Annotated in this window: 12 protein-coding genes; 3 read left to right on the top strand and 9 right to left on the bottom strand. The window is 42.6% G+C overall.

Going from position 1 to position 15,034, the window contains the following annotated elements; translation table 11 throughout:
- Positions 1-7 precede the first annotated feature (7 nt).
- From LJ707_RS10090 to ligD, 4 genes are all read right to left on the bottom strand, one after another.
- Positions 8-1,612 (bottom strand): tetratricopeptide repeat protein, encoded by a 1,605-nt coding sequence (locus LJ707_RS10090; protein WP_228950687.1) that lies wholly within the window; start codon positions 1,610-1,612, stop codon positions 8-10.
- 64 nt (positions 1,613-1,676) lie between these two features.
- Positions 1,677-2,375, bottom strand: coding sequence for a DUF72 domain-containing protein (locus tag LJ707_RS10085; protein ID WP_228950686.1), 699 nt, complete (start codon positions 2,373-2,375; stop codon positions 1,677-1,679).
- A gap of 56 nt (positions 2,376-2,431) precedes the next feature.
- On the bottom strand, positions 2,432-2,869 hold the full coding sequence (locus tag LJ707_RS10080) for a hypothetical protein (RefSeq protein ID WP_228950685.1): 438 nt from the start codon (positions 2,867-2,869) through the stop codon (positions 2,432-2,434).
- A gap of 2 nt (positions 2,870-2,871) precedes the next feature.
- A complete protein-coding gene (ligD, locus tag LJ707_RS10075; protein ID WP_228950684.1) occupies positions 2,872-5,610 on the bottom strand; it encodes a DNA ligase D in 2,739 nt (912 codons plus the stop codon).
- Between the two features lie 371 nt (positions 5,611-5,981).
- Between ligD and LJ707_RS10070 the strand changes: the two genes are divergently transcribed.
- Genes LJ707_RS10070 through LJ707_RS10060 form a run of 3 tightly spaced genes read left to right on the top strand, consistent with a single transcriptional unit; the run spans position 5,982 to position 10,827 of the window.
- Positions 5,982-8,690, top strand: coding sequence for a TonB-dependent receptor (locus LJ707_RS10070; RefSeq protein ID WP_228950683.1), 2,709 nt, complete (start codon positions 5,982-5,984; stop codon positions 8,688-8,690).
- 32 nt (positions 8,691-8,722) lie between these two features.
- Positions 8,723-9,754 (top strand): hypothetical protein, encoded by a 1,032-nt coding sequence (locus LJ707_RS10065; protein ID WP_228950682.1) that lies wholly within the window; start codon positions 8,723-8,725, stop codon positions 9,752-9,754.
- Positions 9,754-10,827, top strand: a complete 1,074-nt coding sequence (locus LJ707_RS10060; RefSeq protein ID WP_228950681.1) for a phytase — start codon at positions 9,754-9,756, stop codon at positions 10,825-10,827. Before LJ707_RS10065 ends, LJ707_RS10060 begins: the two co-directional genes overlap by 1 nt.
- Positions 10,828-11,067: 240 nt before the next feature.
- Here LJ707_RS10060 and LJ707_RS10055 read toward each other — a convergent pair whose 3' ends face one another.
- The 5 genes from LJ707_RS10055 to LJ707_RS10035 all read right to left on the bottom strand — a co-directional run bounded on the left by LJ707_RS10055 (position 11,068) and on the right by LJ707_RS10035 (position 14,773).
- The gene (locus LJ707_RS10055; protein ID WP_228950680.1) at positions 11,068-12,072 is read right to left on the bottom strand and encodes an NADP-dependent oxidoreductase; all 1,005 of its coding nucleotides are present in this window, start codon (positions 12,070-12,072) and stop codon (positions 11,068-11,070) included.
- 38 nt (positions 12,073-12,110) lie between these two features.
- On the bottom strand, positions 12,111-12,878 hold the full coding sequence (locus LJ707_RS10050; protein WP_228950679.1) for an SDR family oxidoreductase: 768 nt from the start codon (positions 12,876-12,878) through the stop codon (positions 12,111-12,113).
- Between the two features lie 42 nt (positions 12,879-12,920).
- Positions 12,921-13,511, bottom strand: coding sequence for a TetR/AcrR family transcriptional regulator (locus LJ707_RS10045; protein WP_228950678.1), 591 nt, complete (start codon positions 13,509-13,511; stop codon positions 12,921-12,923).
- Between the two features lie 101 nt (positions 13,512-13,612).
- Entirely contained in the window at positions 13,613-14,050 is a 438-nt protein-coding gene (locus tag LJ707_RS10040) for a nuclear transport factor 2 family protein (RefSeq protein ID WP_228950677.1), read from the bottom strand.
- A 141-nt stretch (positions 14,051-14,191) separates the two neighbouring features.
- Complete coding sequence (locus LJ707_RS10035) at positions 14,192-14,773, bottom strand: Crp/Fnr family transcriptional regulator (RefSeq protein ID WP_228950676.1); 582 nt, start codon at positions 14,771-14,773, stop codon at positions 14,192-14,194.
- Positions 14,774-15,034 lie beyond the last annotated feature (261 nt).

Here is a 15,034-nt window from a genome sequence, read left to right as displayed (position 1 = left end):
CAGGCTATTATTCCAGGGTCTTTATAAAATCCTGCAGCGTTTCGCCTTCATCCAAATTCAGTTTTTTACGCAGGCGATAACGGGCTATACGCAAGCTATCTTGTGATATGCCCAGCATGGTTGAAATATCTGCCGAGCCTAAATTCATTTTTAACAAAGCCAGCAAGCGCATATCGGCAGCGTTTAACCCGGCGGGGTGTTGTTTAAGGCTGTCAAAAAAGTTTTCGTGCACCTGCTCAAACACTACCCTAAAATCCTCCCAGTTTTTATCATGACTGCTGCTGATCTGGATCATGTTCATCAGCTTTTTAAGCTCACGCCGCTGGTCGCGCTTGTCATCCTTTATCATCACGTTGAGCTTATCCTTCAGTTCATCAAGCAACTGGTTTTTTTGTATGATATTAAGCGTATGGGTGGTAAGCTCCTTGGTTTTTAGTTCGAGGGCGCTTTTAAAACTTTGCTGACTTTGCTCATTCAGCCGTTGATCATTCTTAATTTTAAGCCGTTGCCTGCTTATCACACTGGCGGCAAGCAATACAACCAGGCCGGTAATTACCGTTGCCCCAATGGCTATAATACGGTTGGTAGTCTTTTCACTTTCAAAGCGATCAATCGCGTTATCTTTTTGCTCTATTTCAAACAAGGTTTGCAACAGGGCTAACTGCTTTTCGTTATCCTCGGTATATATTTTAAGGAAGATGGTACGCCCGGCTTCGCTGTAATGGTAAGCGCTATCATTACGGTTAAGCAAGTTGTATGCTTTAGACAGGTCGCGATAGGCGCTGCCTAACTGGTACTGATCATTATGCTTAGCGGCAAGCTTGGCAGCGGCATAGGTATAAGGCAAGGATTGCCGGTACCTGCCCGATTTACGGTAAACATCGCCCAGGTTGTTGAGCACCTCTATCTGCGCCAGCATGTTGTTGTTAGCGTGATTGATCTGCTCGGCAAGCCTGAAATATTTAAGCGCCGAATCAAGCTGTAATTTATCTTCGTGCAGGCTACCTAAATTCTCATATATCTTGGCTATACCGCTTTTGTTGCCTGCCAGCTTAAATTCTTTTAAAGCTAACTGCTGGTATTTAACCGCCCTGGCGTAGGCATTGGTTTTCTCGAAGGTTTGACCTATAAAGCCATAGGCCTTGCCCATTCCGTTATGATCGTTAAGGGCTTTGTATAGCCTGAGCGATTCCATAAACACCTTGGTAGCGGCCGAGTACTGCCGGGCATGGTAATAGGTTTGGCCAATATTGTTCAGGTTTTCGGCCAGTTTTAGCCTATCACCAAAAGAACGGAATATTTTATCGGCCCTGTAATAGTTCCCAATAGCCTGCGAATAGGCTGTCTGATAATAAAAAAGCTGGCCAATTTGCTGGTAACATAACGCCGCGCTCATTTGGTCGTTAATAGCAAGCGCGTGGCTAAGTTTCTTTTTTATGGCGATAAATGATGCCTGCGGATCAGCGACGGCGGTAGTGATCTTTTTTTCAGGCGTATCATCAATATGGTTTTGAGCTGAAGCATACTGTAAACCGGCAAACCACAATAAAAGACATAGAGCCTGCGATCCCAAACTACGGATATCTTTTTTAATCTCTCGCTTACCGTACATTACCTTTAATCAATATTTGCCTAAAGGTAGCTTTGCCGTATTAAGTAAATGTTAAGTAACTATATCAACCGCTTGCTACAAGATCATTTAACGAGAGCAGATTGTTTACAGCATCGCCCATGGTATTATTAAAGTAGACATATACTGTCTTACCATCATCCAACCATTCATTGATGTATGATGCGTATTCTGCCAAATACGCATCGCTATAACTACCACGGTAACCACCTTCAGGCCCATGGAAGCGCAGGTATACAAAATCTGTCGAAGGTTCCTCTAATGGCGTGGCCGATGCAGGCAGATCATGCAGTACCAGGGTTGCATTAAAGCTATCAAGCAGTTCAAAAACATTATCAGTATACCATGATCTGTGCCTGAATTCAACCGCTATATTCCAATCGTTTCCGGCATCCTGCAAAACACTTAGCAAATATTGCAGCCTGTGCGCACTGCTTACTTGCAGCGAGGGCGGAAACTGGATCAGCAAGCATCCCTTTTTTTCGCCGGCCTGTTTTATTATCTCAACAAAACGCGCAACATCAGCCGGATCAAATTCCAGGCCTTTGTTATGTGTTATCTGCTTCCATAATTTATAAGTGAAGCGAAAGTTATCAGGCACATCATCAGCCCATTTACCTATTGTTGATGGCATGGGCAATTTATAAAAAGTGCTGTTCACCTCAACGGTGTTAAACAGACTGGCATAATAACATAACCGGCTCCTGTCCTTAAAATCGTCAGGAAACTGCAGCTTATTCTTCACCGGCAATACCAAATTACTCGTGCCTGAATAAAACCTTTTGAGCCTGTCAGCCTGCATTATTTACGAAGTGCCTTTATAGTTAACGCGGTAACTAAACCACCAAACAGATAGTAAGCTACCGTCATACCGGTTGTACGGGGCGTTTTAGTTACCGGGGTATCATTCAGCCCAATCTTCTCCGGCAGAGTTACGGCTCCCAAACCTGCGGCAAGGCCTAAAGCAACTCCGCGCACAAGCAGGTACTTCTTTTTACCTAAGCCTATGGTACTGTAATATAGGGCATTGCTTAATAGATCGCCACCCAAGGCCGCGGCATAAAGTTTATCGCCGCTTAAACGTTCACCGCCAGCGGCCTCAATGGTTTTGTTAATGCCTTCTTCACCTACCAGATCAACCCGTGGCGCGTCGTGGTCAAAACGTTTCAACGTTTCGTGCAATATATTCAGGGCAACCGCGCCTGCAATGCCGCCTATAATGTTTTTAATAATGCTCATGGTTATTTAAATATACTTTGTGCTTTTTTTAATGTTTTTTCAAGATCAATGCCCTTGCCCAACGCCCCTTTAAACAGGTCGCCGGTTTCTTTAAGCCTGTCCACGGCGTTGTTAATATGAAAATCGCGCATGGTGAGTCCGGGCTTTACCTCATCCCAACTCAAGGGCATAGATACGGTAGCACCCGGTTTTGGCCTTAACGAGTACGGGCAGGCAATGGTAGCGCCGGGTCTGTTCTGCAAAAAATCCAGGTACATTTTACCTTTTCGCTTGCTTATCATACGTTCTAAACTGGTATAAGCGGGTATCTGCTCATGTACCAGTTGAACGATCAGTTTGGCAAACATTTGCGATTGATCATAATCGTACTTAGCATTCAGCGGAATATAAATATGTATTCCTGTTGAGCCCGATGTTTTAGGATACGATGGCACGCCAATAGCCTCCAGCACCTTGCGTACCTCCTGCGCGGCTTCAATCACCTGGTCAAAGGTATTTTTATCGGGGTCGAGATCAATCACGCAATAGTCCGGGTTATCCGGTGTTTTCGCCCTGCTGAACCAGGGGTTCATTTCAATACAGCCTAATGATGCCATCCATAACAGGTACGATTCATCCGAACCTACCAAGTACTCCTTATGCTCGCCATCACTGGTGGTATACGGGAAGGTTTTTGTAACCCAATCAGGCGCTTTGCCTTTTATATCTTTCTGATAAAAACTTTTTCCGTTAATTCCATTCGGAAAACGGTTAAGCGACATGGGCCTGTCAACCAGATAAGGCAATATGTATTCTGCCACCCGATAGTAGTAATTGAACATATCGCGCTTGGTAATATTATCATCGGGCCAGTAAACCTTGCTAAGGTGAGTGAATTTAATATCATGGCCACAAATTTTGCGCACCTGGGTTTCATCCTTAGGGTTGAGCAGCGTTTTGCGGTCTTTACCGGCAGGTGGCTTTATGGCTTGATGTGATGATATTTTGGGTTTATCTTCTGTTTGTTCAACGGTTTCTTCGGTATCTTTTGGCGTTTCAAGCACCACATCTTTAGCCTTTTTGTCAACCCGCATACCTTTAAATGAGGCCTGCCTGAAAACGCCCTCGCTGGTTACCTCGGCAAAGTTTATTTCGCAAACCAGTTCGGGCTTTAACCAGGTAGGTTTTGCGCCCATACGCTGCGGCCTGAAACGCGATGGTTTATCCACATCCGGCTCTACATCAAACGGTACCTTGTCGGTAATTAAGGGTTCAAACTGCGCCATCATTTCCTTTTGCAGCTTGTCCGAAAATCCGGTGCCTACCTTGCCAGCGTAACGTAAGGTTTTGCCATTGTAAACGCCAAGTACCAGGGCACTAAAGGCTTTTGATGTCCCTGCATTTTTGGTGAAACCCGCTATAACTACTTCCTGGCGGCGCTGCACTTTTATTTTAAGCCATTCTTTTGAACGCAAATCAGAGGTGTAAACACTGCTGGCCTTTTTAGCGATTATTCCCTCCAGGCCAATCTTTTCAGCCGCCTCAAAAAACTCAACGCCGTTAGCGGCGAATGATTTACTTTGACGAATGCGATCATCATCAGTAGGAATAACGGATTGGAGTATAGCCAGCCGTTGCTCCAACGGTAACTGCGTTAAGTCCCGACCTTCATACCACAATATATCAAAAACATAATATACCAGGTTGCCATCAGCCTCGCTGCGCCAGTTTTGCAGCGCGCCAAAGTCAGATGTTCCCTTATCATTCAATACTACTATCTCGCCATCTATCACCGCGTTGATCTTCCAGTCCGTTAATAGTTTATTTATTGGGTAATATTTATCAAACGGAATATTATTGCGCGATATAAGTTCGGCACTGTCATTATCAATCACCGCTATGGCCCGGTATCCATCCCATTTTACCTCGTATAACCAGTCTTGGTCGTCAAACGGTTCATCAACCAGGGTAGCCTTCATCGGCTTTATTTTAACAGGCGCTTTTGATTTTGGAGCCGACTTTAACAGATCATCAACATTCAGATCTGGCTTTTCGCTTTCCTGCGTTTCCTCTTCCAGCTTATCATCAGCCATGGCCGGTTGTTGCTTTTTGGCAGTTGATTTTTTAGAGGATTTCTTTGGCTTCTCTACATCCTCTTCATGCCCATTTTGCCAAACCTTATCGCTGGTTTTTTCCATCGCTTCGATGGTTTTGCCTGATAATATCGACTTGTCCAGCTTCGTCACATCCTTTTTAGAGGCGAACTCATCCTTATGCTTAATAAGCAGCCAGCCATTCTCGCCCATGCCATGCGTTTTTACCAGCGCGAATTCACCGTGTAATTTTTCGCCATGCAATTTTATCTTTAACGAGCCTTCCTTTAGTTGCTTTAGTAAGTGCTTCTCCTGGGCTTTTTTGCCTTTAATTTCTTCAATAGGTTCGTAAGTACCCTCATCCCAAACAATAACAGTACCGCCGCCATATTCACCTTTAGGGATGATGCCTTCAAAGTTGCGGTAATCAAACGGGTGATCCTCAACCATCATGGCCAGCCGCTTGGTTTGAGGATCGGTTGATGGACCTTTGGGTACCGCCCAGCTTTTGAGTACGCCATCCATTTCCAGCCTGAAATCATAATGCAGGCGGCTGGCATCATGCTTTTGTATCACAAACATCAGATGGTTACTATCCTTACTGCGGCCGGCTTTGGGTTCAGCGGTTTTTTTGAAATCACGCTTTTGGGTATACTCTTTAAGGCTCATCGCTATTTACCTTTAATTGATTTATTTTCTGAACAATTAAAAATCAGGTAAGTTTGGATATAAGCAGCACATCAAATAATAAAAGAGTTTTGAATGTTAAGGTAATTTCCCTGCACAACCGGTTAGTGCATATCCATCCAGCAATACATTGCAAATGTTAAAACTATCCTAACCTCCCGTTAACGTAAACTTAATGGCTTGATAATTATTTTTATACCATTGATTATCAATTAATTGCTTCATTTTGTTTACGCTTGTACACGCTTTGTTTACGCCTTAAAAAAACGTGTATACGTTTTGTAACGCTGCTAATATTACAATTGCATTTCAGGTGAATAATCTTTGCTGCATCAACTCACTGAGATCAATTTATGGAATTTAAAAAATTACTCTTTTTAATGCTTTTAGTATGCGGCAGCAGTGTGGCTATGGCCCAGCGCGGTATTATTAAAGGCAAGATCAGCGGGCAGGCCAATGAGCCGCTTGCCGGGGCAACATTGTTGGTTAACGGCACAACAAGCAGTGCCGCTGCCGACCTGAACGGCGAATACCAGTTTTACGTTAATGCAGGCAACCTTGCCGTTACTGTACGCTACCTGGGTTATAAGGATACAGTAGTGAACGTTACCGTTAATGCCGGGCAACTAAAGGTACTTAACATTATGATGCAAAGCCGCCAGGCCACCTTGCAGGATGTGGTGGTTACCGGTTATACCGAAGGCCAGGCTAAGGCACTTAACCAGCAAAAAAATGCCGACAACATTAAAAACATTATAGCGGCAGATCAGATAGGCAAATTCCCCGACCCGAACGCGGCCGAAGCCTTGCAGCGTGTACCGGGTGTAAACATCGAGCGCGATCAGGGTGAAGGACGTTATGTATCCGTACGTGGTTTGGCGCCTCAGTTTACCAATACCAGTATCAACGGCGAGCAGATACCCTCTCCTGAAGCCGATGTGCGTTATGTAGCGCTGGATGCGATACCTTCAGACCAGTTAGCCTCAATAGAAGTTACCAAAGCACTTACACCCGATATGGATGGCGACGCTATCGGTGGTTCTATCAACCTGATCACGCGCACGGCTCAAACCAAAACCCCGGCTATCTCGGGGGTTATTGGCGGCGGGTATAATAACCTGATGAACAAGGGCAATGTGCAGGGCCAGTTGCAATATGGCCAGCGTTTAGGTAAAAACGAAAAGCTGGGTGTACTGTTAAATGGCAACTATTATCAAAATAACCTGGGATCAGATGGTGTGGAACGTGCCATTAATGATAACGAGGTTGAACTGCGCGATTACCAACTGACCCGTACCCGTTTAGGTTTAAGCTCATCATTGGATTACCGCTTCAACAACCATCACGAAGCGTATTTCCGCACCATTTATTCACGCTTTACCGACCGTGAATGGCGCCGACGTTACGTATTTAAACCTAATGATGAGGAGATTGAAAAACTAACTAAAGACAGGTTTGAGGCGCAATCTGTATTATCATTAAACGCGGGTGCCAAGCATACCTTTAAAAGCTTTTTGCTGGACTATGAGGCGCAATACAGCTATGCCGAGCAAAATACTCCTTTTGACAACGAAGCGGCATTTGTAGCCGGTATCCCGAGCACGCTGAATTATACCGATACTAAATATCCATCCATCAGCACCGATGAGGATTATACTAATAACTCACGCTACGAATTTGACGAACTGGGCATGGGTAACACGCTGGCAAAAGACAAAAACCTTACCGCAAAATTCAATGTCGGCATCCCATACAAAATAAATAACAGCGCGGGCTTAATAAAATTTGGTGCCAAGGTTCGCTCAAAGGACAAGAGCTACAGCATTACACAAAACACCTTTGAAAACCTGGGCGGTGTGCCTAACCTAAATGAGTTTGAAGGCAAGCCGGTTAAAGATGAATTTATGAAAGGCCGCTATTCTATGGGTAACCCGCTGGATGTGACGAGCCTGATACGTTACTTCAACGCCAACCCATCACAATTTGAATTACAGATTGCGGATAAGGCCGCTGATGAAGCGCTGGAATCATACAAAGCATCAGAGGATGTATTTGCAACTTACCTGATGGGCCGCCAGCAAATTAATAAGCTGATGGTGTTGGGCGGTGTGCGTTACGAGCGTACCAAAGTTGGTTACAACTCTAAAGATGTAATTATTGCCGCCAATGGCGATCTGGAAGCCATCAGGCCGGTAACAGGCAGCAGCGTGTACGATTTTGTATTACCGCAATTACACCTTAAATATGAGCTGGATAAATTCAGCAACCTGCGTGCAGCGGTAACTTACTCCTACGCCCGTCCTAATTTTTCGGAGATCATTCCATCGCAGGAGATAAACCGTGAGGATCGTTTGGCTACCATTGGCAATGCCGATCTGAAACCGGTTAAGGCCATTAACTACGATTTAATGGGCGAGCATTACTTTGGCTCAGTAGGTATTGTTTCAGCAGGTTTGTTCTACAAAAAGCTGGATAACTTTATTTATCGCCGTACCATTTTTAATTCGCCATACCCAACAACCGGTACGCCTATTATTGAGCGTATTGATATTACCCAATCGCAAAACGGTAATGATGCTGATGTGCTGGGTGCCGAGATCGCCTTACAACGCAGGCTGTCGTTCATACCTTTTCTGCGTGATTTTAGCGTGTATCTTAACTACACCTACACGCACTCCAAAGCCCGCATCCAAAGTCGCGAAGCTAATCAGGACAATGCTAACGCGCAGGAGGAGATCAGGCTGCCGGGTCAGGCTAACCACGTAGGTAACGCTTCGCTGGCTTATGAGGGTAAAAAATTCTCGGCCAGGTTATCAATGAACTTTAACGGCAGCTACCTGTCTGAACTGGGCGGAGTTTCAAGCGAAGATATCTTCATCAACAAACGTATGCAGTTGGATGCTACGGCCGGTTATGCCATCACCAGCAAGTTCCGTTTGTTTGTGGAGGCGCTTAACCTAACCAACCAGCCATTGCAGGCTTACCAGGGCACCCCTAACCAGTACATACAACGCGAGTTTTATTCGTACTGGATGCGTTTTGGCCTCAAGTTCAATTTATAATACAGCCATCATTTTCAATTAATAATACAGTAATGAAAATATTAAGATATTTTATATTGCCGGCATTTTTAGTAGCACTAAGCGCCTGCGATAAACGTAACGATAACGTGGTGGAGCCCAATGTGGGTGATGCCTTTCCGCAGATCATCAACTTTGCCGATGAAGGCGACGGCGGTTTGGAGGATGAAGATAAATTCAGCTTTAAGCTTGGTTTGATTGACCGTGTTGACCCGACCGGCGAAAACCTGGGAGGCAAAGTGATTCCGCTAAGCAAAGGCGTAAGGGTAAATTTTGAAGTGACCGATTTTGAGGGCTTCAGCAAATTATCCGATTATATAAAAGATGCCAAGGCTTTTTACGAGATAGATGATTGCACCACATCTGAAGATAAGGATATTGACCTGAATTTAACTTTTGATGTAAATACAGGTAAAGGCAGTGTTGACTTTCCGGCAGGGGTTGAAGAGATAGAAGTTGAGTTTGAAACCGACGACAAACTGTTTGACGATGATGTATTAAACACTACCGACCGCAAAATTGAGATAAAACTAACCGGCATTACCGACGATACCAAAAAAGCAGTAGTTAACACCGCCAACAAGTTTGAGTATATTGTATTGGATGATGAAGCTATACACGGCGAGTACGAACTGGACGTGAACAACGCCGAGCAGTTCGGCAGGTTTGTGGCTTTGTTTGGATTGATCAACGAAGACGTAAAAGGTCTGAAAGCGGCAGATGTTGATGAGATAACGATTGAATTTGCCTACGATAAATTTAAGGCTGTAATAAAATTAAAGGAAACTGAGCAGGTTGATGAATGCGGCGAAACAGAAACGGTAAACAAAGAGATAGAAATTGAAGGCGGCCTGGAAGAACTGGACACACAAACGCTTGCTGGTGCTGTTGAGTTTGCCGATGATATTGAGCAGGAAGACGGATCAGAGGCTGAATTTAAATATAGCGGTGAATTTAAAATTACCGGCAAAACCCTTGCTCTTACCTTAAAAGGCGAATATAATGATGATGAAACCGAGGAGATCACTTTAAACCTGAGCAAATAATGAAGATCAATATCAACAGCATTTTTTGGTTAGGTGGCCTTGTGGCCATAGCATCCTGCGGAAACAATAACTCAAAACAAGCAGCATCAACCACGGCAGATACGGTGGTAAAGCCTTTGTACGTTACCGAAAAGGTAATGTATGATACGGATGATCCTGCTATCTGGATAAACCCTACTGACGCTTCAAAATCACTTATAGTAGGCACAGATAAGGATGAGATAGGCGCATTATATGTTTTCGACCTGAAAGGAAAGATCATTAGGGATAAGGTGGTAAAAGGCCTTAAACGCCCTAACAATGTGGATATCGCCTACGGCTTAATGCTTAATGGTAAGCCTACAGATATCGCCGTAGTTACCGAACGCATGACACATAAGCTGCGCATATTTTCACTACCGGATATGAAACCGGTTGATAACGGCGGCATGCCTGTTTTTGAGGGAGAGGATGAAGCTGCCGGGTTTCGCGATTTGATGGGAATAGCCCTTTATACCAACAAAGCAAAACAGATTTACGCCATTGTTGGCCGCAAAACAGGCCCAACTACCGGCGGCTACCTGTGGCAATACCTGCTGACCGATGATGGCACAGGCCACGTTAAAGCTACGCTGAAACGCAAGTTCGGCAAGTATAGCGGCAAAAAGGAAATAGAATCCATAGCGGCAGATAATGAGATGGGTTATATTTATTACTCCGATGAGCAATTTGGCGTGCGTAAATACTACGCCGAACCGGCCAAAGGCGACCAGGAGCTTAACCTTTTCGCCCAAACAGGCTTTACAGAAGATCACGAAGGTATCAGCATTTATAAAACGGGCGATACTACGGGATACATCCTCGTGTCTGACCAGGCAGCCGGGCAGTTTAAGGTATTTAAGCGTGAAGGCAACAACGCTTTTGTAAAAAGCATACATGTATCAACCAGCAACAGCGATGGATCTGACGTGGTATCTGTACCCTTAAACGCCGACTTTAAGCACGGCCTGTTTGTAGGCATGAGCGATGACAAAACTTTCCAGCTTTACCGTTGGGAGGATTTGGCGGGTAAGGATTTAAAGGTGAATGATTGATTAGAACTTTGGTTTGAAAAAATAAAATCTATCTATAAAAATATAAGCAAAAGCCCGATTAAATTTGATCGGGCTTTTGCTTGTTGTGCATCCGCTAAAGCGCCTGACCATGTTAAAGTCATAAATTCAATGTAAAGCCGGTTTATAACATTTAGCGGTATAAATAGTTAACACTTAATTTAAAACATGTACCCTTTAATTTGCAACTGTGTTGGCTGGTGCGGTTACAATCCACACTTATTATTTCATTTTTACAACGACCTTTCCTTTAGCGCGACCGCTCTCCACATAAGCCATCGCTTCATTAGTCTGCTCAAATACAAATAATTTATCAATCACCGGTTTAATAACCCCTGCTTCTATCAATGATGTAATATTTGCCAATTGCTTTCCTTCAGCTCTCATAAATAAGAATCGAAAAGCGGCTTTTGCTTTTTTCGCTTTTTTCTTTGCACCGGCACTCAGGAGCTTCATCACCAATTTTAAATACCAGGGCAAACCTATCTCCTCTGCAAATTCAGGTGTGGGAGGCCCGACTAATGAAATGAGTTGCCCGCCGGCTTTTAAAATGCGGAATGATTTCTCAAGGATTTTTGCATCACGATTACTGTGTATTACCAAATCGTAATCTTTCAATATGGCTTCAAAATCTTCGGTTTTATAATCAATAATGAGGTCAGCACCAAGTTTTTTAACCCAATCAGCATTAGTGGCACTTGTTGTGGTGGCAACATAAGCGCCTAAATGCTTTGCGAGCTGAATAGCGAATGTACCCACACCGCCCGAGCCTGCCTGAATGAATACTTTTTGGCCTTTTTTTACATTTCCTGTTTCAACAAGTGCCTGCCAGGCGGTTAAGCCAACCAACGGAACAGAGGCGGCTTCGTCCATGGTGATATTTTTTGGTTTTAAGGCGAGATCAGCTTCGTTTACAGCAATGTATTCGGCAAAAGTGCCTATCTTGTGATCACCTACTCTGGAATATACCTCATCACCAATTTTAAATTTGCTTACTTTTGAACCAACATTGGTAACCACGCCTGCCATATCGTGCCCGTTTATAAATGGTGGTTTGTAGGGTAAAAATAATTTGAAATCACCATTCCTGATGAGTGAATCCAACGAGTTTACACCTGCTGAATATATTTGTACCAATACCTCATTTTCCTTAACCATTGGTTCGGGTAATTCGGTTAGATGTAGTTTTTCCTTTTTGCCGTAGCTTTTTACAATAAATGCCCGCATGATCTTTTTTTTTATTTTTTTTAGGATTGGAAGGATTTCTATGATATTAATACCTGGTAACTTTTTTCAGGATTGACTAATCCAAAAGCCACATTTGGAAAAAGCCGGTTCATTATATAAAGCGCTTTTGTATCGCCAACCCGGATAGTAAATTTATCTTTTTTTAAACCTGCAATAAGTGCTTTCACCAAATCTTCCGAAGTCATTTTTTTGTCGCTCCTGTCAGCAGTCATTTCTGTGGCCACAACAGGGGGCAACAGTTCAAATATTTTGAGGTTACTGTGCAAAATTTGCAGATGCTTTCTTAATGCTTTGGTGTAGAACTGCAAAGCTACTTTTGATGCTGAATAAGTTGCTTCAAGCAATGCAGGTACATAGCTGAGTATGGATGTGGTATTGATGATCGCGCTTTCTTTCCTTGATTTAAGCATATCAATAAACAGGTTATTAAGCCTTATTACCCCCAGGTAGTTAACGTTCATTTCATAAGCCGCGTCCTCAAAATGCCTTTCATTGGCTATTCCAAGATTAACCGGGTCAGTTAACACCCCTGCGTTATTATATAATATGTCTATACCTCCCAATTGCTGTACCTGGTTAAAAAGGTTTTGAGCATCGCCGGCATCTGATACATCACTTTTAATGGCCGTAATTGCCGGGTAAAGCTTCTTTGCCTCATCTAATTTTGCCTGGCTCCTGCCTGTAATAATCACACTGGCTCCGTTAGCTAAAAATTGTTTTGCTGCTTCCAGCCCGATACCCGATGCACCACCTGTGATCAATACCGTTTTTCCTTTTAATTCCATAGTTTATTTTATACTTTTTAGTATATTTTATGTTAAAAAAAATCAGAGCGCATAGCCCTCTAATTCCAATTTGAGACTCTTGAGCAAACTTGCCATAGGCTTTGCTGTATTCATGGCCCTGCACATCACTACAGCACCTTCAACGGCCGCTACTGCCTTAAAAGCGTAAACAGCAGGATCAAGTTTGTCAGAAAATTCACCATTCTCTATGCCCTGATTCAAAACGCTAACAAATATTTCCTGCCCATGGCGAATTACATCCGCTATCTTCTCCTTTATCACCGGGAAGTTATCATCTGATTCCACAGCAATATTAAATACAGGGCATCCGCCTTTAAGGTAAGTATTCAAAGGGTCTTTATAAAAATCAAGAAAAGCAAATACTTTAGCCTTTGCTGTTTTACCCTTGCTGATAGTGAGCAACATTTTTTCTCTGTTACTATTTAGCATTTGGTCAACAACCTGCAGCGCCAAGTCTTCCTTTCCTTCAAAATGACCGTAAAGGCATCCTTTAGTTAATTTTGTGGCCGCAAGTACATCATCTATATTAGCACCCGATATTCCTTTCTGATTAAAGATAGGCGCTGCTGTTTCAAGAATGAATTGCTTTGTTCTTTCGGCTTTAGTAATCATATCAATAAACTTAACGCAACAAAAATATACTAAAAAGTTTATTTAAATAAACTTTTTAGTATATTTTTTCACAATTTATGTATTTTATTTACCTGCCGACGTTATTCTGTAGCAAAGCTTCCGCCACTCATGGCTTTCTGAAAAGCTTGTGGGTTCCAGTATTCCCTGTAGTTTACAATCAAGCCATCACGAAACGTGACGAAAGTGGCATAGCTCATATCATAAGGGTTACCATTGCCTATAACAACGCCAGATGCACTCCATTCAGCTACAGCTACGTTAGCGTCATCCGTGCCATAAATTTTCAATGTAGGCAGAGATTTTATGTCAATATAGCTTGGATAATCTTTAAGGTATGCATACAATGCTTCACGACCTTCAAATCGTGCCTGTGAACCTTCAGGCGCAAAAGGAAATTCAGCCACCACATCATCTGCACATAACTCAGTCCAACCTTTCATGTCTTTGGCTAAAAAGGTATCTAAACTTTTGCGGAGAAGTTCTGTAGAAGGACTGTTGTTAAAATTTGTATTACTCATTTCTTTAATTTTTATTGTTATTTCTTAATTGATTTAACAATACAAAATTGCATTACACCTAAGCCTGTAACGATGAGAAATGATAAAAAAAAGCGTTGATATTTGTTAACGCTTTGCGTGAATAATACTTTAAACCTAACTTTATTTTAGCGGTTGCTTTCTTATTCTGCTTAAAGTTTCTTTGGTAACTCCCAGATAAGAAGCAATAATGTGTTGTGGAAATCGCAGATTAAACTGGGGATGGTTTTGTGCAAATTCCTCATAGCGTTTTTCTGCCGTATTGCTGATGGCAGAGCTTAATCTTCTGTTATTGGCAATGGCGTATCTTTCATCCATTAAACGAATCATTTCTACCAAGGCCGGTATTTTATTCATTAAATCCAATATGTTTGCTCTTGAAATAACGAGCAGCTCGGTATCTTCCCAGGCATCAATATTATATCTTGAAGGTGTTAGCATTATGGAACTTTCACGGTCGGTTGCCCAGTAATTCTCTATATAGAGGTGTACAATATGCTCAACTCCTTTATCATCTACGGTATATTGCCGCATGGCGCCTTTTGTAATAAACCCCGTATTCTTACACACCTCTCCTGCCTGTAAAAAGTATTGTTTTTTGCGTAATCTTTTAGGTTGAAAAGCAGTGGTAATCAATTTTTCTTCTTCACTCGTAAGTGGCGAAGAAATATATTGATTAATATAAGTTATAAGAGGCTCGTGCATGTAATTATACAGGGAAACTAATTTAAACAACATTCAAAGGTACAAAGAATGTACGCAGCGTTAATCTTTACATAATTGTTGAGTAAGAACGTGTAAATAATCTTAAAACTTATGTTTGGTATGGCCAAAATAACGATAGACGAATATTTGAGAAAAGCTATAGTTAAGGTAGCACTTTAAAAAGTTAGTAGTCGGAAGCATTAGAATTAAACCTCTGATTTTTTGATATATTATCGAAACAAAAAAGCCTCCAAAATCAAT

The sequence above is a fragment of the Mucilaginibacter sp. UR6-1 genome, assembly GCF_020880975.1.
Taxonomy (GTDB): Bacteria; Bacteroidota; Bacteroidia; order Sphingobacteriales; family Sphingobacteriaceae; genus Mucilaginibacter.
Note: the sequence above shows the minus strand (reverse complement) of the source record. Positions and strands in the feature narration are given on the sequence as shown.